The sequence below is a fragment of the Pantoea sp. UBA5035 genome (assembly GCF_002415245.1).
In the GTDB taxonomy this organism is placed as follows: Bacteria; Pseudomonadota; Gammaproteobacteria; order Enterobacterales; family Enterobacteriaceae; genus Pantoea; species Pantoea septica.
Window position 1 is genome coordinate 150,347 of sequence record NZ_DICD01000017.1, and the last position, 20,271, is coordinate 170,617.

A 20,271-nucleotide genomic window follows, 5' to 3' on the forward strand; every position below is an offset into this window, starting at 1 on the left:
GAGAGTAATGGCTACTGAAATTAAGGTACCGGATATCGGGTCTGATGAAGTTGAAGTCACCGAAATTCTGGTGAAGGTTGGCGACAAGGTGGAAGCCGAGCAGTCGCTGATCACCGTAGAAGGCGACAAAGCCTCTATGGAAGTTCCCTCGCCGCAGGCAGGCGTAGTGAAAGAGATCAAAATCGCGACCGGCGACAAAGTCGAAACCGGCTCCCTGATTATGATTTTTGACGCAGAGGGCGCGGCGGCAGACGCTGCGCCAGCGGCGGAAGAGAAGAAGGCCGAAGCCGCTCCGGCGCCGGCGGCCGCCTCTACCGCAGCCAAAGATGTCAACGTCCCGGATATCGGCGGCGACGAAGTTGAAGTCACCGAGATCCTGGTGAAAGTCGGCGACAAAATCGAAGCTGAGCAGTCGCTGATCGTCGTCGAAGGCGATAAAGCTTCGATGGAAGTGCCTGCGCCGTTCGCCGGCACGGTGAAAGAGATCAAAATCGAAACCGGCGCGAAAGTGAGCACCGGCTCGCTGATCATGGTCTTCGAAGCGGAAGGCGCAGCGCCTGCCGCGGCACCGAAGCCAGAGCTGAAAGAAGAGGCGACCTCAGCACCGGCGGCGACCGCTGGCGCGAAAGAGGTGAACGTGCCGGATATCGGCGGCGACGAAGTCGAAGTCACCGAAGTGCTGGTGAAAGTCGGCGACAAAGTTGAAGCCGAGCAGTCACTGATCGTCGTTGAAGGCGATAAAGCGTCAATGGAAGTGCCCGCGCCGTTTGCCGGCACCGTCAAAGAGCTGAAAGTCTCTACCGGCGATAAAGTCAGCACCGGCTCGCTGATCATGGTCTTCGAAGTGGAAGGCGCGGCGAAAGCCGAAGCGCCGAAGCAGGAAGCCGCGCCCGCTCAGGCTCCGGCCAAAGCTGAAGCGCCTGCTGCACCGGCAGCGCCGAAAGCTGACGCGAAAGGCGACTTCGCCGAGAACGACGCCTACGTGCATGCGACGCCGGTTATCCGTCGTCTGGCGCGCGAATTTGGCGTTAACCTGGCGAAGGTTAAAGGCACCGGCCGTAAAGGCCGCATCCTGAAAGAAGACGTGCAGAGCTACGTGAAGGACGCGGTGAAACGCGCTGAAGCGGCGCCGGCTGCCGCTGCCAGCGGCGGAAGCCTGCCTGGTCTGCTGCCGTGGCCGAAAGTGGACTTCAGCAAGTTCGGCGAAGTGGAAGAAGTGGAGCTGGGCCGCATCCAGAAAATCTCTGGCGCTAACCTGAGCCGTAACTGGGTGGTTATCCCGCACGTTACGCACTTCGACAAAACCGATATCACCGACCTGGAAGCGTTCCGCAAGCAGCAGAACGCCGAAGCCGAGAAGCGCAAGCTGGACGTGAAGTTCACCCCGGTCGTGTTCATCATGAAAGCGGTCGCTGCCGCGCTGGAACAGATGCCGCGCTTCAACAGCTCGCTGTCTGAAGATGCGCAGCGCCTGACGCTGAAGAAGTACATCAACATCGGCGTGGCGGTTGATACGCCGAACGGCCTGGTGGTTCCGGTCTTTAAAGACGTGAACAAGAAAGGCATCACCGAGCTCTCTCGCGAGCTGATGGCGACCTCGAAGAAAGCGCGCGACGGCAAGCTAACCGCCAGCGACATGCAGGGCGGCTGCTTCACCATCTCCAGCCTTGGCGGCCTCGGTACGACGCACTTCGCGCCGATCGTCAACGCGCCGGAAGTGGCTATTCTCGGCGTCTCCAAATCGGCGATGGAGCCGGTCTGGAACGGCAACGAGTTTGTGCCGCGCCTGATGATGCCGATCTCGTTGTCCTTCGACCACCGCGTGATCGACGGAGCTGATGGTGCGCGTTTCATCACCATCATCGGCAATATGTTGTCTGACATTCGCCGTCTGGTGATGTAAGCACACTCAAGGCCGGCAATCGCCGGCCTTGTTGTAAAGATTCGTGGCATCGCGGTTTGCAGTTTGTTAACAATTCTGTAAACTCTTGCGGTGATAAATGTCCCGGTGGAGCAAAGGACATCGTGAGCCTGTTTCGTCAGGCGTACCTGGCGCAGTCAGTTGTTGACGCCCAGCGCGCAGAACCCGCAGCGTACTCAAGATACGCAAGGCGCCGCGCACTGCCCGGATGCAAGTGGCCGACCAGCCTGATGAGAAGCGCTCTACGTCTGACCCGCCGGATCACAACTAAGAGGTCATGATGAGTACAGAGATTAAAACCCAGGTCGTGGTACTTGGGGCTGGTCCTGCAGGTTACTCTGCAGCCTTCCGTTGCGCTGATTTAGGTCTGGAAACCGTACTGGTAGAGCGTTACAGCACCCTCGGCGGTGTCTGTCTGAACGTGGGCTGTATCCCGTCAAAAGCGCTGCTGCACGTTGCCAAAGTGATCGAAGAGGCGAAAGCCCTGGAAGAGCACGGCATCGTGTTTGGTCAGCCCTCTACGGACATCAACAAAGTCCGCACCTGGAAAGAAAAGGTGATCAACCAGCTGACCGGCGGTCTTGCTGGCATGGCGAAAGGTCGTAAAGTCAAAGTGGTTAACGGCCTGGGCAAATTCACCGGTGCAAATACTCTGGTTGTGGAAGGAGAAGGCGGCGCGACCACCATCAACTTCGACAACGCTATTATCGCGGCCGGTTCTCGTCCGATCACGCTGCCGTTTATTCCGCACGACGACCCGCGCGTATGGGACTCTACCGATGCGCTGGAGCTGAAAGAAGTGCCGGAGCGCATGCTGGTGATGGGCGGCGGTATTATCGGTCTCGAAATGGGTACCGTTTACCATGCGCTGGGTTCGCAGATTGACGTGGTCGAGATGTTCGATCAGGTTATCCCGGCCGCTGACAAAGACGTGGTCAAGGTCTTCACCAAGCGTATCGCGAAGCAGTTCAATCTGATGCTGGAAACCAAAGTTACCGCGGTTGAAGCGAAAGAAGACGGCATCTACGTCACCATGGAAGGCAAAAAAGCGCCGGCCGAACCGCAGCGTTACGACGCGGTGCTGGTGGCGATCGGCCGCGTGCCGAACGGTAAAGGTCTGGATGCCGGTAAAGCGGGCGTGGAAGTGGACGATCGCGGCTTTATCCGCGTCGACAAGCAGATGCGCACCAACGTGCCGCACATCTACGCTATCGGCGATATCGTCGGTCAGCCGATGCTGGCGCATAAAGGCGTGCACGAAGGCCACGTGGCGGCAGAAGTTATCGCCGGCATGAAGCACTACTTCGATCCGAAAGTGATTCCGTCAATCGCCTACACCGAGCCGGAAGTGGCATGGGTTGGCCTGACCGAGAAAGAAGCGAAAGAGAAGGGCATCAGCTATGAGACGGCGACCTTCCCGTGGGCGGCCTCTGGCCGTGCTATCGCCTCTGACTGCGCTGACGGCATGACCAAGCTGATTTTCGACAAAGAGACGCATCGCGTTATCGGCGGCGCGGTTGTCGGCACTAACGGCGGCGAGCTGCTGGGCGAAATCGGTCTGGCGATCGAGATGGGCTGCGATGCGGAAGATATGGCGCTGACTATCCACGCGCACCCGACGCTGCACGAATCGGTTGGCCTGGCGGCTGAGATCTTCGAAGGCAGCATCACCGACCTGCCGAACCCGAAAGCGAAGAAGAAGTAAGTTTTTCGCTGGTTCAGAGAAAGCCTCCGAAAGGGGGCTTTTTTATTGTCGGTTTGATTTTGATTGCACTAAATCGATGATGAGATCGCGAGGAAAAATAGTTTCGTCCGAACGCTCAATCTCATCTATTGTCCACCAGTGATGTCTCTGAATGACACGCTGTTCATTATGACTCCAGCCGGTAACGTTGATCTCCTGACTCTTCACCCACACCATAAAGAAACGCTCGTCGGCGAGAACGGCTTCTCCACCTGGCAGCATCATCGTAAAGCTTCTTTTCGCTAACTGCGGGCCGACTGTTTTACAGATAAAGCCTGTCTCCTCGTACAGCTCTCGCGAGGCCGCCTCTTCGAAAGATTCATCTTTTTTAAGTCCGCCACCTGGCGTTGCCCAGTATGATTCACCTGCAAGCGCATCATTTTGATGATGAAAATGAAAAAGAAGAATACGATTTTCAGGTGACAGAACAATCAGTCTTGATGACGGACGCGTACGCATAATCGCTCTCTGGATTTGGCTGGGTTTTGTTTGGGGTCACTTTAGTCTATAAGCGCTTAGGGCTGGGGGCTGCCGAGTGCAGATAAAGGAAAAGGATGAATGATAACTAGCGCGGCTAATACCCTATTTTTTGCTTATTTTTTATTTTATTGATTTTGAATGATTTATATGGCGCTTGTAAAAAAAGGTTTTTAGTAGGGTTTGGTCAAAAATGACTTCTTTTGAGTGGGTTAGAGTCTATTAGCAACAGTTCACTGCCGTACAGGCAGCTTAGAAATGAAGGCGCTATTGTCATATTTGATCCTGATAGTTCACTGCCGTACAGGCAGCTTAGAAAAGAACCCGCCGGGGATTTTCCGTTCCCCTGGAAGTTCACTGCCGTACAGGCAGCTTAGAAATCAGCGAATGTTCCGTCGCTGTTGCGATAAATGTTCACTGCCGTACAGGCAGCTTAGAAAGTATAACGCTGATAACGGCACCGTAATATTAAGTTCACTGCCGTACAGGCAGTCGCAATCACATACGCCTCACCTCTAACCTCATGTTCACTCTCTCCCAATAATAAAACCCATAACCTTTACCTTCCTGTTCTCAATATAAATAAGTCAAAAAGTTATACCCACACGTTACACAATCACTCCTGGGCAATGTCTTTATATAGCGACGTAAACCCAAAGTGCACTAACCAAATCTTTCTCAAACCAGGCCTCACGCCCCAGCTAGCCCATAAACCCCAAAACCGCACTTTTTTACCCTGTTAATTATGTTGTGTTTTTGTAAACAGATTAACAAAGAGCCTGAACCCTGCTATGCTGCCCCACGCGGAACCGGGCACCTTACCCTACTCATGGAATGCTTTGTCACCAGGGTGCACCGGAAACCCATACAATGTGAGCGAGGAGAACGTCGTGCTAGTAGAATACCGTAAGCACGTTGCCGAGCGTGCCGCCCAGGGGATCGTACCTAAGCCGTTAGATGCTTCCCAGATGGCCGCGCTGGTTGAACTGCTGAAAAACCCGCCAGCGGGTGAAGAAGAATTCCTGACCGATCTGTTGGTCAACCGTGTCCCACCCGGCGTTGATGAAGCCGCCTACGTTAAAGCGGGTTTCCTTGCCGCGGTGGCTAAAGGCGAAACGACCTCTCCTCTGGTATCCCCCGAAAAAGCGATTGAACTGCTGGGCACCATGCAAGGCGGTTACAACATTCATCCGCTGATTGATGCGCTGGACGACGCGAAGCTGGCGCCGATTGCCGCCAAAGCGCTGTCGCACACGCTGCTGATGTTCGACAACTTCTACGACGTCGAAGAAAAAGCGAAAGCGGGCAATACCCATGCGCAACAGGTCATGCAGTCCTGGGCGAATGCCGAGTGGTATCTGTCACGTCCCGAGCTGGCAGAAAAAATTACCGTCACCGTGTTCAAAGTGACCGGCGAAACCAACACCGACGACCTCTCTCCGGCGCCGGATGCATGGTCTCGTCCGGATATTCCACTGCACGCGCTGGCGATGCTGAAAAACGCCCGCGAAGGCATCAATCCGGATGAGCCGGGCAACGTCGGCCCGATCAAACAGATTGAAGCGCTGCAGGCCAAAGGCTATCCGCTGGCTTACGTCGGCGACGTTGTCGGCACCGGCTCTTCCCGTAAATCAGCGACCAACTCCGTACTCTGGTTCATGGGCGACGATATTCCGAACGTCCCGAACAAAAAGGGCGGCGGTCTGGTGCTGGGCAGCAAAATCGCGCCAATCTTCTTCAACACGATGGAAGATGCGGGCGCGCTGCCCATCGAAGTTGACGTAGGCGAGCTGAATATGGGCGACGTGATTGACGTCTACCCGTATAAAGGCGAAGTGCGCAACCACGAAACCGGCGAGCTGCTGGCCAGCTTTACGCTGAAAACCGACGTGCTGATCGACGAAGTACGCGCCGGCGGCCGTATTCCGCTGATTATCGGCCGCGGCCTCACCAGCAAAGCGCGCGAATCGCTGGGCCTGCCGCACAGCGACGTCTTCCGTCAGGCGAAAGACGTGGCGGAAAGTACGCGCGGCTACTCGCTGGCGCAGAAAATGGTCGGCCGCGCCTGCGGCGTTGATGGCGTTCGTCCCGGCGCTTACTGCGAACCGAAGATGACCTCGGTAGGTTCTCAGGACACCACTGGCCCGATGACGCGCGACGAGCTGAAAGATCTGGCATGCCTCGGCTTCTCTGCCGACCTGGTGATGCAGTCGTTCTGCCACACCGCCGCCTATCCGAAGCCGGTCGACGTCAATACGCACCATACGCTGCCGGACTTCATTATGAACCGCGGCGGCGTCTCGCTGCGTCCGGGCGACGGCGTGATCCACTCATGGCTGAACCGCATGCTGCTGCCGGACACCGTCGGCACCGGCGGCGACTCGCATACCCGCTTCCCGATCGGTATCTCCTTCCCGGCCGGTTCTGGCCTGGTGGCCTTTGCCGCCGCGACCGGCGTGATGCCGCTCGATATGCCTGAATCCGTGCTGGTGCGCTTTAAAGGCAAAATGCAGCCGGGTATCACTCTACGCGATCTGGTGCACGCTATTCCGCTGTACGCCATCAAACAGGGTCTGCTGACCGTTGAGAAGAAAGGCAAAAAGAACATCTTCTCTGGCCGCATCCTGGAGATCGAAGGTCTGCCGGATCTGAAAGTCGAGCAGGCGTTCGAACTGACCGACGCCTCGGCCGAGCGTTCGGCGGCGGGCTGTACCATCAAGCTGGATAAAGCGCCGATCATCGAATACCTCAGCTCCAACATCGTGCTGCTGAAGTGGATGATCGCGGAAGGTTACGGCGATCGTCGTACGCTGGAGCGCCGTATCCAGGGCATGGAAAAATGGCTGGCGGATCCGCAACTGCTGGAAGCGGACGCCGACGCCGAATACGCGGCAGTGATCGAGATCGATCTGGCCGATATCAAAGAGCCGATCCTGTGCGCGCCGAACGATCCGGACGACGCGCGTCTGCTCTCTGACGTGCAGGGCGAGAAGATCGACGAAGTATTTATCGGCTCGTGCATGACCAACATCGGCCACTTCCGCGCGGCAGGTAAACTGCTCGACAGCCATAAAGGCCAGCTGCCGACCCGCCTGTGGGTGGCGCCGCCGACCAAGATGGATGCGGCTCAGCTGACCGAAGAGGGCTACTACAGCGTCTTCGGCAAGAGCGGCGCACGTATCGAGATCCCGGGCTGCTCGCTCTGCATGGGTAACCAGGCGCGCGTGCAGGACGGCGCGACGGTGGTCTCTACCTCGACGCGTAACTTCCCGAACCGTCTTGGCACCGGCGCTAACGTCTACCTGGCATCGGCTGAACTGGCCGCGGTCTCTTCGCTGCTCGGCAAACTGCCGACGCCGGATGAGTACCAGCAGTTCATGGCACAGGTGGATAAAACCGCCAGCGACACCTACCGCTACCTCAACTTTGACCAGCTGGATCAGTACACCGATAAAGCGGACAACGTGATTTTCCAGACTGCGGTCTGAGTGACTGACTAAAAACCAAAGGGGCGATAATCGCCCCTTTTTCTTTTGGCTTTTCCCCGCAATAATGTCGCCCCGATCTCACTTTAGCGTTGATGATGCGCACACACTATTTTGGTGCGGATTCACTCGCGTCATTAACCAAAGGGTTAGCCCATGGAATACGAATTTTTACGCGATCTCACCGGGCAGGTGAAAGTACGCATGTCGATGGATCACGAAGCGGTGGGCCACTGGTTCAACGAGGAAGTGAAGGAAAACCTGGCGCTGCTGGACGAGGTTGAAGCCGCAATGCGCGGCATCAAGGGCAGCGAGCGCCAGTGGCAGCGCATCGGCCACGAATATACGCTGTGGATGGACGATGAAGAGATCATGATCCGCGCCAACCATCTCGCCTTAGAGGATGACGGGCTGGAAGAGGGCATGAACTACTACGACGAAGAGAGCCTGTCGTTCTGCGGCGTGGAGGATTTTCTTGCTGTGATGAACGCCTACCGTCAGTTTTTACAGGGACGCTGAGTCAGCTCGGCCATTCCCAGGGATTAAGCAGCTGCGCGCCCATGCCGGTAAAGTCCTTCACGTTGCGCGTGACCAGCACCATATCGTGCTGCCAGGCGATGGCGGCAATAATGGCGTCGTTCGCGGCACGCTTATCCGGCACGTGCAGCCGGGCGCAATAGCGCGCCGCTTCTGTTTCAAAAGGCAGAATGCGATCGCTGAACTCTGTCAGCACTGCCGCTTCAAACCACTCCCTTAGTCGGTCTGCCTGAGCAAGATCGCGGCGCGCCACCTGAGCAATGCCTCTCTCTATCTCCATAATGGTGATCGCCGAGATAAACAGATCGCCCGCATCGACACTATCGGTCCACGCAGAGACGGCAGGATCGATAGCGCGCGTGCGCGCCTTGCGCAGCTCGGAAATCACGTTGGTATCCAGCAAATATCTCATGAAAAATCGACGTCCCTGAAATCGATGTCGCCGCGTTCCGGCGCAAAGTCGATCGCCGCCACATCGGGCATCGCCAGCGCGTCCTGAATATTGCGACGCGTGCCGGTCAGTTTTTTATATGCCTCGAAAGTGAGTAAAACGTGCGCGGGTTTGCCGCGATCGGTAATGTAGACCGGACCTTCCTCCGCCGCTTTTTTCGCGTTCGACACCTGCTGGTTAAACTCTCTGCTCGACAGCGTGAAGATTTTCATCGCGAGCCTCCTGTTTTGTAGTGACGTTGCTACATTTTAACCGAGGTGATCGTTTTTTCAACTACCAGCTGAGCGAATATACCGCCTACAGGCTCAGTTAACGACCTCAGGATTTAGGCTTTGCGTAGTGATGCGCAAAAAGGCAAGCTCTGTGCGAACCCTACATTAAGGACAATCATGATGTTTTCAGTGACAAAACTTCTTGCCGCTTCCCTTCTGCTTAGCGCCGCGCTCGCTCAGGCTTCGATAAACGATGAGGGGCTGGCGGCCGTGGCGCAACAGGAAGAGCAGGCGCTGAAGGCGCGCATCGGCATCGCCGTCATCGATACCGACGCGGAAAGCGTCGCCAGCTATCGCGGCAGCGAGCGCTTTCCCCTTAACAGCACGCATAAGGCGCTGCTGTGCGGCGCGCTGCTCAGCGCGCAGGATAAAGGCAAACTGCGGCTTACGGAGCGCACGCAGTTCGATCGTACTGCGCTGGTCACCTATTCGCCGGTAACCGAAAAGTTTATCGCGCCCGCCGAGATGAGCTGGGGGCAGCTCTGCGAGGCGGCTATCGCCTACAGCGATAACACGGCGGCGAATCTGCTGGCGCACAAGCTGGGCGGCCCGGTTGCGGTGACGCGTTTTTTTGCCGAGCTGGGCGACAAGGTCACACGGCTCGACCGCTTCGAGCCTGAGCTAAACAGCGCGGTACCGGGCGATATGCGCGATACCACTACGCCGCTGGCCGTCAGCGAGACGCTGCAAAAGCTGACGCTGGGACCGGCGCTGACGCCCGCTTCCCGGGCGCAGCTGCTGCAATGGATGCGCGACGACAAAGTGGCGAATGCGCTGCTGCGTTCAGTGTTGCCGACAGGCTGGAGCATCGCTGATAAAACCGGCGCAGGAGAGTATGGTTCGCGGTCGATTATCAGCGTGGTATGGCCGGAAAACGGCAAGCCGCTGATTATCGTTATCTATATTACGCAAACAGAGGCGACGCTTGCGCAGAGTAATGCGGCAATCGCCCGCATCGGCAAGGCGGTTTTCGCTACGTTGCGCGTGCCGCGATAAACGCAAAAAGGCTCCGATCGCTATCAGAGCCTTTTTACTCGCGCCTGTCAGACGCCGCTGGCGACCGCCTGCGGCTCCTGCGCCTTCTCTTCATCGACAATCGGCTCAACCTTGCCCATCAGGAACAGATAGTTGAGGATGCCGATCACCACCAGCACGGCGGAGAAGACCAGCGCCCAGGTAAAGTTGCCGGTGGCGCCGACAATGGCGCCGGTAATAATCGGGCCGACCGCGCCGCCCATATTCGACACCGTGTTCTGTAGTCCAGCAACGATAGAGACGCTGTTCTTCGGCGCGACATCGCCCGGCAGCGCCCAGACCTGCGAGGCGGCGACGGTGGTGCCCGATTTGGCGATACAGAGCAGCAGCACGGTCATAAATACCGACTCGGTAAAGGGCGCGAAACCGATACAGAGCGCCATCAGCAGGCCAATGGTCAGAAACAGCTTGCGCGTGGCGGTCAGCGACAGCACCTTTTTATGCACCATGCGATCCGACGCCCAGCCCGCCAGCACCTCGATCACCATGCCGCAGATCAGCGGCAGCGCGGCGACGAAGCCCATCTTTAGAAAGTCCATGCCCTTGTCTTTTACCAGGTAGGTCGGCAGCCAGGTAATAAAAAAGTAGGAGGTGTAGTTGATGGTGAAAAAGCCGATGCACATCGCCCAGATATTGCGGTAGCGCAGCAGCCTGTACCACTTCATCGGACGTACGCCTTTCTCGCCGTGCTTCTGCGCCTGGCCGTCGCGGATCAGCCGCACTTCGTTCTGATCGATCTTTTTATGATCTTCCGGGTTCTCGGCGTAGATAAAATACCAGGCGATCACCCAGAACAGGCCGATGGCGCCGATAACCAGAAAAGTGATGCGCCAGTCCACCATAGCGATCATCCAGACGATCAGCGGCATCGCCACCGCGCCGCCAAACTTCGAGGCGCTGTCGAACAGCCCCGATACGGTGGCGCGTTCGCGATCCGGGAACCAGCGCGCGGCAATGCCCGCGTTGCTGGGGTAGGCGGCCGCTTCGCCGACGCCCAGCGCCAGGCGCAGCGCCAGCAGCGATTTAAAGCCGGTCGCCAGTCCCATCGCCATGGTAGCGACAGACCACCAGCCGACCGCGATGCCGAGCCCTTTTTTCTGGCCGAAGCGATCGGCGAACCAGCCTGCCGGGATTTGCAGCAGCGCATAGGACCAGAAGAAGGCGGCCATAATCAGGCCCATCATCTCCGGATTGATCTCCAGCTCGGTGATCAGATGCGGCGCGGCGGCGGAGAGCACCGTCCGGTCAATATAGTTGATAGCGACTGCCAGCCACATCAGGCCGGCGATCCACCAGCGAATTTTGGTCGAGCGCAGCGTAGGGTTCATCATTGTTTTTCACTCGAATCAGGTTGCAGGCGAGGGCGGCGTTTATGCCAGCCCGTTCATGACGTTTACCGGCCGCTCGCCCTGACGGACGCACTGCACAATCTGCGCCACGCAGCGTTCGCCAATGGCGCTGATGGCGCCGTCGGTGTAGCCGGCGATATGCGACGTCGGGATAAAATTCGGCAGGCTAAACAGCGGATGCGAGGTCAGCGGTTCCTGAACAAAGACGTCGGCTGCCGCGCCGGCAATCACGTTGTCCTGTAGCGCCTGGAAGAGATCCTCTTCATTCACGACGCCGCCGCGCGAGACGTTGATCAGGAAGGCGCGCTTCTTCATGCGGCGCAGGCGCGCGCCGTCGACCAGGTTGCGCGTCTCGTCGGTCAGCGGCGTGTGCAGCGTAATGAAATCGCTCTCTTCAGTGAGCTGGTCGAGACTGACAAAGGTAACCCCGTGCTCGGCGGCAAAGGCCTCGTCAGGATAGAAATCAAAGGCGATAACGCGCATGTTGAAGCCTTTCGCGCGCAGCGCCACCTGCTTGCCAATATTGCCCAGGCCGACAATACCCAACGTTTTGCCGTAGACATCAGTGGCGAAGATACGCGGCCAGCCGCCCGCGCGCGTTTCCGTGACCGCCTGCGTCAGCTCTCGCGCGGCGTTGAGGATCAGCGCAAAGGCGAAGTCGGCGACGGCGTGCTTGTTGGCGTCCGGTACGTTGGTGACGTAGATGCCGCGCGCGCGCGTGGCGTCGAGATCGATATTATCGACGCCGACGCCGTGCTTGCAGACGATCTTCAGCTGGGAAGCCTGCACCAGCAGCGCCTCGTTTACCTCGGTAAAGGCGACAATCATCGCCACGGTCTCCGGCAGATGCGGCGCCAGCGCTTCAGGCGTCGCGTCGGCGGGCAGGGTCACCAGCTCAAAGCCGTGCTGTTTCAGGGTATCGATCGGCGTCGTGTCATATTTAGCGAACGACGGCGAGGTGCAGATTATTTTCATCGCGTTTCCCGGTGCTTAAAAAAGAAGAGGCAAGGGCAGCAATGGCTGCCCTGACGGCCGTTGTTACTTCAGGTACTGATTGACGACCTGACGGATTTTTTGCTCTTCGTCGGCGCTGAATCGCACCGCATAGCGGCTGTCGCCGACGTCGTAGCCCAGCAGCGCAACCGCCTTCTTCACCGCCGCCGGCGAGAAGCCGATGCTGTAGAGATCGGTGCGCAGGCCAGTGACGTTCTCCTGCGCCGCGCGCGACCCCTCGATATCGCCTGCGTTGAAGCGCGTCCAGATGGCGTTGATCTCTTTTGGCGCGGCGTTGGCCAGGCCGGAGATACAGGCGGAGCAGCCGTCGACGAAGCCCTGGTGGATCAGCGAGTCCGGCCCGTTGAGCACGTCGAAGTTATCGATGCCTTCCGCCGCCTTAATAAAGCCGCTCAGGCTTTCATAGCTGCCCGCCGAATCTTTGATGCCGATAATGTTGGGATGAGACGCCAGAGTACGTACGGTTTCCGGCTGCAGCGTGTTGCCGGTGCGCGCCGGAATGTTATAGAGAAACAGCGGCACATCCAGCGCGTCAGCCACCGTCTGGTAGTGATAGATCAGCTCTTCCTGCCGCAGCGGCACGAAATAGGGGGTAATCACTGAAACCGCATCCACGCCCAGCTTCGCGATCTGCCTGCCGAGACGGATAGTCTCGCGCGTCGAGATCTCGCCGATATGCGCCACCACCGGCGCGCGGCCGTTCACTTCATCGACGCAGGTTTCGGTAACGGCAATCTTCTCCTGCTCGTTAAGCACAAAGAACTCGCCGTTGGTGCCGCCGCAGAAGATGCCGTTGCCCGCATCCAGCTGGCGTTTTACCTGCTCGCGCTGGGCTCCAGGGTTATAGGCGCCTTCCCGATCGAAACAGGTGACGATAGCGGTCAATACGCCGGTAATTTTCTGTCTCATACAATCCTCTTTATTCCTGATGTGAAGGGAACAGCGTCAGGTAGACGTCGCGAACGTCATGCGCGCTGACGGCAGCGGGCACGTTCTTCATCAGACGTTGCACGTCGAGCGCCGCTTCCACTAAATAGGGCAGGTGATCCGGGCCGATGCCAAGCTCTTCAAGGCTGGCGGGCAGCTGCAAACGTTTAACCAGCGCGGTGAAATAAGCCACCAGCGCGTGCGATTTGCTCTCGTTATCCAGCGAGGTATCCGCATCCGGCAGCAGATCGTAGGCCTGAGCGAATTTGTTCACTGCGGCCGGTCGCACAAAGGCCATGCAGGGCGCCAGCAAAATGGCGTTGGCGACGCCGTGCGGCAGATGATATTTGCCGCCCAGCGGATAGGACATGGCGTGCACCAGATGCGTGCCCGCATGGGCAATCGCCGCGCCGCCGTAATAAGAGGCCCACAGCATGTCCAGCCGCGCCTGCAGGTTATGCGGCTCGGCAACGGCGGTTTCGAGGCTGGCGAACAGTTTTTTCATGCCGATCAGCGCGTAGTTGTCGCTTACCGGATTCGACACCGTGGCGGTGAAGCATTCAATCAGATGACAGAGCGCGTCGATGCCGGTCGAAGAGGCGATATGCGGCGGCATGCTGGTGGTCAGTTCCGGCACCAGCGCCACAAAATCGGGCAGCATCACCGGCGAGATAATGCCAACTTTGGTTTCGCGCTCCGGGATCGCCAGAATGGCGTTCGGCGTCGCTTCCGAGCCGGTGCCTGCGGTGGTCGGGATCAGCAGCGAGGTAGTGCGCGCGGTCGGCTTTTCGCCTGCCAGCAGCGCCTCCAGCGACGGCGCGTTATCGACGCACAGCACCGACAGCAGCTTGGCGACATCCAGCACGCTGCCGCCGCCGACGCCGATCACCAGATCCACGTCGCGCGTAGGCAGCGCCGCCAGCACCGCGGCGACGTCGTGCTGGCTCGGCTCCGGAGGCACGCTGTTAATCACGCTAACGCTGGCGATATGCTGTTTCAGCTGAGCGATAAGCGCCTGCACCGCTGGAATGGTTTCAATATTCTTGTCCGTTACCAGCAGCGCGCTGGCTTTTCCTTTCAGCAGATAGCTAATGTCGTTTAGCGCCTGGAAGCCGCTAATTACCGTGCTGTTGATATTCATCTCATACCCTTATTACTACGAAGCTGAAGCGAATGATTAGGTTTGCTCATGTTAGTGCGATATCTGTCACTTACTGTGGGTCAATTTATAGGACATATCGATTTCGATTAATTTGATCTTGCTCACATATAATCAATCATGATTGAATATAATCATTCACAGCGGCATACCGCCGAATCAGGAGAGAAGATGACGCAGAGGTCATGGAAAACGCCAGTGCTGGTGATCGCCGATGACTTTACCGGTGCGAACGACGCAGGCAGCGGTCTGGCGCAGGCGGGCGCTCGCGTGCATGTCCTGTTCAGCAGCGAGACGCCGCTGGATGCCGCCTCCGCCGACGTCTGGGTGATCAGCACCGACAGTCGCGCCGTCAGCGCCGCAGAGGCGATGGCGCGTACCGAAGCGGTGGTGCGTCAACATCAGGCTTTTATTGCCCGGGGCTGGCTGTTTAAAAAGATCGACTCCACGCTGCGTGGCAATATCGGCGCCGAAGTGCGCGCCGCGCTGGCCGCCAGCGGCAAAAAGCGGGCGCTGATCGTGCCCGCCGTCCCTCGGCTGGGCCGCGTCACGCGCCGCGGCGAGGTGCTGGTGAACGGCGTGTCGCTGACCGAGACCGAATACGCCAGCGATCCAAAAACGCCGGTGATCAGCGCGCGGGTATTAACGCAGCTCGGGATCGCGGGCGCCGAGATCGATCTCGCCACGCTGCGCAGCGATCGTTTTGCCGCGCTGCTGGCGGAGCAGCAGGGCGCGGTGGTGATCGATGCGGAAAGCGAAAGCGACATCGCGCGCATCTTGGCCGCCGCGGCGCAGCTTGACGAAACGCCGCTGCTGGTCGGCGCGGCCGGACTGAGCGACGCGCTTGGCGCACAGCTGGCGGCACGCAACCCCGCGCCGGTGCTGGCCGTTATCGGCTCGATGAGCGCCAGCGCCCAGCAGCAGATCGCGCGGCTGGCGGCGCAGCGAGATATCGCGCTGGTGGATATCGATATCCGCCAGCTGTTTGAACGCCCTTGCTGGCCGAATAGCGCGCAGTGGACGGAGCAGGCGCTCGCCGCGCTGCGCAATGGCCAGCATACGGTGATCCGCACCTGCCAGCGGGCCGATCAGCGCCATGAGATCGACGCGCTGTGTCAACAGCAGCAGATCACGCGTCAGCAGCTTGGCGAAGCGATTTGCCAGTTTCTGGGCGAACTGACCCTGAGGCTCTGCCGCGCGCAGCGCCCGGCCGGACTCTATCTCTCCGGCGGCGACGTGGCGATTGCGGTAGCGCAGGCGCTGGGCGCCAGCGGCTTTCAGATTCAGGGCATCGTGGCGGGCTGCGTGCCGCACGGCGTCCTGCTTAACAGTGAATTTACCCTGCCGGTGATGACCAAAGCGGGCGGTTTTGGCGACGAAAACACCCTGGTAGCAGCCATTCGTTTTATTGAGGAGAAGTCGAGTGAGTAAAATTATTGCGGTGACCATGGGCGATCCGGCGGGCATCAGCCCGGAGATCATCATCAAAGCGCTGGCGGAAGGCGACCTTAACGGCGCGCCGGCGGTGGTGGTGGGATGCGCGGCGACGCTGCGCCGCATCCTTGCCCTGAATATTACGCCGCAGGTTGAGCTGCGCGTGCTGGATAGCGTAAAAGAGGCGCACTTCGCGCCAGGCATCGTCAACGTTATCGATGAGCCGCTGGCCGATCCGGAAGCGCTCAAGCCAGGTGTGGTGCAGAAGCAGGCGGGCGATCTCGCCTGGCGCTGCGTGAAGCGTGCCACCGAGCTGGCGCTGGCGGGCGAAGTTCAGGCCATCGCCACCGCGCCGCTGAACAAAGAGGCGCTGCACTCGGCGGGCCATCTCTATCCTGGCCATACCGAGCTGCTGGCGCACCTGACCAACACCAAAGATTACGCGATGGTGCTCTACACCGATAAGCTGAAAGTGATTCACGTCACGACGCATATCGCGCTGCGCAAGTTCCTCGACACGCTGAACCGCTCGCGCATTGAGACAGTAATTGGCATGGCGGACACCTTCCTGCGCCGCGTCGGCTTTGAGAAGCCGCGTATTGCGGTAGCGGGCGTTAATCCGCACGCTGGTGAAAATGGCCTGTTCGGCGACGAGGAGATCACCACCGTCGCGCCCGCGGTGAAGGCGATGCAGGCGCAGGGCATTGAGGTTTTTGGCCCCTGTCCGCCGGATACGGTGTTCCTGCAGTGCCAAGAAGGACAGTATGACATCGTGGTGGCGATGTATCACGATCAGGGACATATCCCGCTGAAACTGCTTGGCTTTTACGACGGCGTCAATATCACTGCCGGCCTGCCGTTTATCCGCACCTCTGCGGACCACGGCACCGCTTTTGATATCGCATGGACAGGTAAAGCGAAGTCTGAGAGCATGGCGATCTCCATTAAACTCGCGATGCAGCTAGCATAGGGAAATATGAAGGGACAAAGTCGCCTTGACCAGATTATGGACTATCTGAAAAGCCATAATCTGGTGACTGTTGATCAGCTGGTGAGTGCCATTTCCGCCTCGCCAGCAACCATTCGACGTGATTTGATTAAGCTGGATAAAGAAGGGGTGATTAGCCGCAGCCACGGCGGCGTCACGCTGAACCGTTTTATTCCGGCGCAGCCCACCACGCTGGAGAAGATGCAGCGTAACCTGGCGGAGAAGCAGGCTATCGCCCACCACGCCGCCACCTTTGTACAGTCGGGCGATGCGGTTGTGCTGGACGCCGGCACCACCATGCTGGAGCTGGCGCGTCAGCTGACCCACTTGCCGCTGCGCGTCATTACCGCCGATCTGCATATCGCACTGTTTCTCTCGGAATTCAAACAGATTGAAGTAACCATTATCGGCGGCCGCATCGACGACTCGAGCCAGTCGTGCGTCGGCGAGCACGGGCGACGTCTGCTGCGCAGCATCAATCCCGATATCGCTTTCGTCAGCTGCAACTCCTGGAGTCTGGAGCGCGGCATCACCACGCCAACGGAAGAGAAGGCCGGGCTGAAGCGCGATCTGCTGGCGAATGCGCGCCGCCGCATCCTGCTGGCGGACAGCAGCAAATATGGCTCCTGGTCGCTGTTCTGCGCCGCGCCGGTGGATGAGCTGACCGATGTGGTGACCGACAGCCGGTTAGACGATGACGTCTGCCGCACGCTGCGCGAGCGCGGGATTGCGCTGGCGCTGACGGATTAATATTGCTGGCAATTTAACTGGCACGCGCCGTATCCGCTCTTTACTTGCTGAAATAAGAGTGAAGGGCGGGGGACACTGCGCGCTTATTAGGGATGAGCGTTATTAAGCGCTGTGAGGATAAGTGCGCTACTGCTGTTTGTTGCGAGAGTAATGAGCATTTCCTACCTCAGGCTTGATTTTTGAGTGCTTCTTTAAACCCTTTTTTTGCAATGTTTTATAACTCATTGAAAAATAAGGTGATTTTTTGCATGCTAAATAAAAGGGTTAAAGCCGCGTAAATGCGGTTTTTTGCTGGGATATGAGTAGCTTAGTTTGATAAGGTAACAGGTTCACTGCCGTACAGGCAGCTTAGAAAATGAGCACATTAGCAAAAATCTAAGACAACAAGTGCACTGCCGTACAGGCAGCCTCAATCCTGCCCGCAGCACCCATAAAACTAAAACCCCAAAGCCAAAAAAGCGCGCGCCTGCCGTCATTTTCAGGCATCGCGCGCCTAATCATTAAAACGTTTTCAATCCCACCGCCGGAATATTGCGACCGTAGTAAATCTCGCGCATCTCTTTCCACAGCAGGTCGGTAATGCGCTTATGTTCCGCCGGGCTGAGATCTTCAGGACGAGTATTGAACAGGTAGTGCTTCAGGTCGAACTCTTTCAGCAACATCTTGGTGTGAAAGATATTTTCCTGATAAACGTTCACATCCACCATGTCATACATCGCTTTCATATCTTCCGACATAAAGTTCTGGATGGAATTGATCTCATGATCGATAAAGTGCTTCACGCCGTTTACGTCGCGGGTAAAGCCGCGCACGCGATAGTCGACGGTTACGATATCGGACTCCAGCTGGTGGATCAGGTAATTCAGCGCCTTCAGCGGGGAAATCACGCCGCAGGTTGACACTTCGATATCCGCGCGGAAGGTGCAAAGACCGCCTTCAGGATGGCTTTCCGGATAGGTGTGCACGCAGATATGGCTCTTATCCAGGTGCGCCACCACGGAGTTAGGCAGCGGACCGGGATGTTCCGAATTGTCGATGTCTTTTGGATCGATCGGCTCTTCGCTCACCAGAATGGTGACGCTGGCGCCCTGTGGTTCATAATCCTGGCGCGCGATATTCAGCACGTTGGCACCGATGATCGAGCAGGTTTCCGTCAGGATCTCGGTCAGACGAGTGGCGTTGTACTGCTCATCGATATAGGCGATATAGCCATCGCGTTCGGCTTCAGTATTCGCATAACAAATATCGTAAATACAAAAACTCAGGCTTTTGGTCAGGTTGTTGAAGCCATGCAGTTTAAGCTTTTGCAATTTGGTTCACCTCCTTATAAAGGGCGTTCAGCAGGTACTGCGGCAGCGCGAAACTACCGACATGGATCGCTGGATTGTAGTAGCGGCACGGCAGGCCAGCCTCAGCGAAACGCGCCTGCAGCGTGGCGAGATCGAGCTGACGCAGCGCCGGATTATCGCTCGCCCAGGCGAAGGTCATAATGCCGCCGTAGTAGGTCGGTATCGCCGCCTGATAAAAACTGACGTCGGCGAAATAGTGGCTCAGTTTACGATGGCTGTTGATCGCCTCTTCCTGCTGCAGAAAGCAGACGCCGTTCTGCGCCACAAAAATCCCGCCGGGATTGAGAGCGTTTTTACAGCCCGCGTAAAATTCCGAGGTGAACAGGCTCTCGCCGGGACCGACAGGATCGGTGCAGTCGGAGATGATCACGTCGAATTTTTCCTGCGTCTGGTTGACGAAGTTTACGCCGTCGTCGATCACCAGATTGAGACGCGGATCGTTATACGCACCCTGGCTATGGTTGGGGAGATATTGCTGGCAGAAGGTTACGACGCCGGCGTCAATCTCCACCATTGTGATGCTTTCCAGCTGCTGATGACGCGCCACCTCGCGCAGCATCGCGCCGTCGCCGCCGCCGATAATCAGCACGCGCTTCGCCGCGCCGTGCGCCAGCAGCGGCACGTGCGTCATCATTTCGTGATAGATGAATTCGTCGCGCTCGGTGGTCTGCACCACGCCGTCCAGCGCCATTACGCGGCCCATCTGCGCGTTTTCGAAGATGATCAAATCCTGATGCGCGGTCTTTTCCCGGTACAGCTCTTTGTCGACCGTGAAATATTGTCCGAAACCGGCATGAAGGGTTTCATACCACATTTCTTTTTGCGCCATGGTGGGCTCCTCTCTGATGACTTCGCCATGAAAAAGAGCGACACATCATAACCAGGAGTGACCGTGCATGCACGGTCGAATGATCGGCGAAGAAGCGGGCTTGGGCTTATTTAACGTAGGCGAGCAGGCTGAGGGAATCGCGCGCCAGCGACTTGCACTTCTTGTCGTTGGTAATGGCGATGCCGCTCAGATCTTTGTAGCTCGCTTCGCCAAGCGCCTTCATATTGTAGGCAGCGTAATTACTCAAATCCCAGCGGTTCTGCTGGGCGAAAAACACCAGAGCTTTGCGGATTTGCGCATCAGGCAGATCCTGATAGCCGCAATCATTTTTCAGATAAACGAATACCGCGGTGAGATCGGCCAGATCTTCTGCTTCGGATTCGCTCAGCGCGAAACTGGTGGAGGAGAAGCCAAGGAGTCCTGACAGTAACAGGATCTTGATGCTTTTCTTCATAGTGGTTCTCATTCATTAATCATCATGTGACGATAGCACAGTGCCTGGCAGGATTCCGATTATTTTGCCGCTGGACGCCGGCTTGCGCACTTTTTT

Annotated in this window: 18 protein-coding genes; 8 read left to right on the top strand and 10 right to left on the bottom strand. The window is 57.8% G+C overall.

Going from position 1 to position 20,271, the window contains the following annotated elements:
- Positions 1-7 precede the first annotated feature (7 nt).
- A complete protein-coding gene (gene aceF, locus B3229_RS13890) occupies positions 8-1,903 on the top strand; it encodes a pyruvate dehydrogenase complex dihydrolipoyllysine-residue acetyltransferase (protein WP_286871571.1) in 1,896 nt (631 codons plus the stop codon).
- A 298-nt stretch (positions 1,904-2,201) separates the two neighbouring features.
- Positions 2,202-3,626 carry a dihydrolipoyl dehydrogenase gene (gene lpdA / locus B3229_RS13895; RefSeq protein WP_033749657.1) on the top strand — a complete coding sequence of 475 codons (1,425 nt, stop codon included), beginning with the start codon at positions 2,202-2,204 and terminating at the stop codon, positions 3,624-3,626.
- A gap of 42 nt (positions 3,627-3,668) precedes the next feature.
- Here lpdA and B3229_RS13900 read toward each other — a convergent pair whose 3' ends face one another.
- Positions 3,669-4,124 (bottom strand): NUDIX hydrolase, encoded by a 456-nt coding sequence (locus B3229_RS13900; RefSeq protein ID WP_286871574.1) that lies wholly within the window; start codon positions 4,122-4,124, stop codon positions 3,669-3,671.
- Between the two features lie 908 nt (positions 4,125-5,032).
- Between B3229_RS13900 and acnB the strand changes: the two genes are divergently transcribed.
- Entirely contained in the window at positions 5,033-7,630 is a 2,598-nt protein-coding gene (gene acnB / locus B3229_RS13905) for a bifunctional aconitate hydratase 2/2-methylisocitrate dehydratase (RefSeq protein ID WP_096073871.1), read from the top strand.
- 153 nt (positions 7,631-7,783) lie between these two features.
- Entirely contained in the window at positions 7,784-8,146 is a 363-nt protein-coding gene (gene yacL / locus B3229_RS13910) for a protein YacL (RefSeq protein WP_033749520.1), read from the top strand.
- A gap of 1 nt (position 8,147) precedes the next feature.
- On the opposite strand, the gene B3229_RS13915 is transcribed toward yacL, so the two are convergent.
- Together B3229_RS13915 and B3229_RS13920 are read right to left on the bottom strand one after the other, a co-directional pair.
- Positions 8,148-8,576 (bottom strand): type II toxin-antitoxin system VapC family toxin, encoded by a 429-nt coding sequence (locus B3229_RS13915; protein WP_286871580.1) that lies wholly within the window; start codon positions 8,574-8,576, stop codon positions 8,148-8,150.
- The gene (locus B3229_RS13920) at positions 8,573-8,827 is read right to left on the bottom strand and encodes a type II toxin-antitoxin system Phd/YefM family antitoxin (RefSeq protein ID WP_048783833.1); all 255 of its coding nucleotides are present in this window, start codon (positions 8,825-8,827) and stop codon (positions 8,573-8,575) included. The genes B3229_RS13915 and B3229_RS13920 overlap by 4 nt, the downstream gene beginning before the upstream one ends.
- Positions 8,828-9,007: 180 nt before the next feature.
- Between B3229_RS13920 and bla the strand changes: the two genes are divergently transcribed.
- On the top strand, positions 9,008-9,883 hold the full coding sequence (bla, locus tag B3229_RS13925; protein WP_286871636.1) for a class A beta-lactamase: 876 nt from the start codon (positions 9,008-9,010) through the stop codon (positions 9,881-9,883).
- A 47-nt stretch (positions 9,884-9,930) separates the two neighbouring features.
- Here bla and B3229_RS13930 read toward each other — a convergent pair whose 3' ends face one another.
- The 4 genes from B3229_RS13930 to B3229_RS13945 form a co-directional block, all read right to left on the bottom strand.
- Entirely contained in the window at positions 9,931-11,250 is a 1,320-nt protein-coding gene (locus tag B3229_RS13930; RefSeq protein ID WP_286871639.1) for an MFS transporter, read from the bottom strand.
- Between the two features lie 42 nt (positions 11,251-11,292).
- Positions 11,293-12,246, bottom strand: coding sequence for a phosphoglycerate dehydrogenase (locus B3229_RS13935; RefSeq protein WP_286871583.1), 954 nt, complete (start codon positions 12,244-12,246; stop codon positions 11,293-11,295).
- A 63-nt stretch (positions 12,247-12,309) separates the two neighbouring features.
- On the bottom strand, positions 12,310-13,194 hold the full coding sequence (locus B3229_RS13940) for a dihydrodipicolinate synthase family protein (RefSeq protein WP_286871586.1): 885 nt from the start codon (positions 13,192-13,194) through the stop codon (positions 12,310-12,312).
- A gap of 10 nt (positions 13,195-13,204) precedes the next feature.
- A complete protein-coding gene (locus tag B3229_RS13945; RefSeq protein ID WP_033749529.1) occupies positions 13,205-14,353 on the bottom strand; it encodes an iron-containing alcohol dehydrogenase in 1,149 nt (382 codons plus the stop codon).
- A gap of 189 nt (positions 14,354-14,542) precedes the next feature.
- Between B3229_RS13945 and dtnK the strand changes: the two genes are divergently transcribed.
- From dtnK to B3229_RS13960, 3 genes are read left to right on the top strand one after another with little or no spacing between them, the layout of a single operon-like run.
- Positions 14,543-15,802, top strand: a complete 1,260-nt coding sequence (dtnK, locus tag B3229_RS13950) for a D-threonate kinase (RefSeq protein ID WP_286871590.1) — start codon at positions 14,543-14,545, stop codon at positions 15,800-15,802.
- Positions 15,795-16,775 carry a D-threonate 4-phosphate dehydrogenase gene (locus B3229_RS13955; protein ID WP_286871593.1) on the top strand — a complete coding sequence of 327 codons (981 nt, stop codon included), beginning with the start codon at positions 15,795-15,797 and terminating at the stop codon, positions 16,773-16,775. Before dtnK ends, B3229_RS13955 begins: the two co-directional genes overlap by 8 nt.
- A gap of 6 nt (positions 16,776-16,781) precedes the next feature.
- Complete coding sequence (locus B3229_RS13960; protein WP_033749533.1) at positions 16,782-17,543, top strand: DeoR/GlpR family DNA-binding transcription regulator; 762 nt, start codon at positions 16,782-16,784, stop codon at positions 17,541-17,543.
- Between the two features lie 500 nt (positions 17,544-18,043).
- On the opposite strand, the gene speD is transcribed toward B3229_RS13960, so the two are convergent.
- From speD to B3229_RS13975, 3 genes are all read right to left on the bottom strand, one after another.
- On the bottom strand, positions 18,044-18,853 hold the full coding sequence (gene speD / locus B3229_RS13965; protein WP_033749534.1) for an adenosylmethionine decarboxylase: 810 nt from the start codon (positions 18,851-18,853) through the stop codon (positions 18,044-18,046).
- On the bottom strand, positions 18,840-19,721 hold the full coding sequence (gene speE / locus B3229_RS13970; protein ID WP_048783844.1) for a polyamine aminopropyltransferase: 882 nt from the start codon (positions 19,719-19,721) through the stop codon (positions 18,840-18,842). Before speE ends, speD begins: the two co-directional genes overlap by 14 nt.
- A gap of 106 nt (positions 19,722-19,827) precedes the next feature.
- The gene (locus tag B3229_RS13975; protein WP_033749537.1) at positions 19,828-20,175 is read right to left on the bottom strand and encodes a YacC family pilotin-like protein; all 348 of its coding nucleotides are present in this window, start codon (positions 20,173-20,175) and stop codon (positions 19,828-19,830) included.
- Between the last annotated feature and the right edge of the window lie 96 nt (positions 20,176-20,271).

Coding starts and splice junctions, on each gene's coding strand:
- aceF (WP_286871571.1), top strand. CDS start 8: ATGGCTACTGAAATTAAGGTACCGGATATCGGGTCTGATGAAGTTGAA.
- lpdA (WP_033749657.1), top strand. CDS start 2,202: ATGAGTACAGAGATTAAAACCCAGGTCGTGGTACTTGGGGCTGGTCCT.
- B3229_RS13900 (WP_286871574.1), bottom strand. CDS start 4,124: ATGCGTACGCGTCCGTCATCAAGACTGATTGTTCTGTCACCTGAAAAT.
- yacL (WP_033749520.1), top strand. CDS start 7,784: ATGGAATACGAATTTTTACGCGATCTCACCGGGCAGGTGAAAGTACGC.
- B3229_RS13915 (WP_286871580.1), bottom strand. CDS start 8,576: ATGAGATATTTGCTGGATACCAACGTGATTTCCGAGCTGCGCAAGGCG.
- B3229_RS13920 (WP_048783833.1), bottom strand. CDS start 8,827: ATGAAAATCTTCACGCTGTCGAGCAGAGAGTTTAACCAGCAGGTGTCG.
- bla (WP_286871636.1), top strand. CDS start 9,008: ATGTTTTCAGTGACAAAACTTCTTGCCGCTTCCCTTCTGCTTAGCGCC.
- B3229_RS13930 (WP_286871639.1), bottom strand. CDS start 11,250: ATGAACCCTACGCTGCGCTCGACCAAAATTCGCTGGTGGATCGCCGGC.
- B3229_RS13935 (WP_286871583.1), bottom strand. CDS start 12,246: ATGAAAATAATCTGCACCTCGCCGTCGTTCGCTAAATATGACACGACG.
- B3229_RS13940 (WP_286871586.1), bottom strand. CDS start 13,194: ATGAGACAGAAAATTACCGGCGTATTGACCGCTATCGTCACCTGTTTC.
- B3229_RS13945 (WP_033749529.1), bottom strand. CDS start 14,353: ATGAATATCAACAGCACGGTAATTAGCGGCTTCCAGGCGCTAAACGAC.
- dtnK (WP_286871590.1), top strand. CDS start 14,543: ATGACGCAGAGGTCATGGAAAACGCCAGTGCTGGTGATCGCCGATGAC.
- B3229_RS13960 (WP_033749533.1), top strand. CDS start 16,782: ATGAAGGGACAAAGTCGCCTTGACCAGATTATGGACTATCTGAAAAGC.
- speE (WP_048783844.1), bottom strand. CDS start 19,721: ATGGCGCAAAAAGAAATGTGGTATGAAACCCTTCATGCCGGTTTCGGA.
- B3229_RS13975 (WP_033749537.1), bottom strand. CDS start 20,175: ATGAAGAAAAGCATCAAGATCCTGTTACTGTCAGGACTCCTTGGCTTC.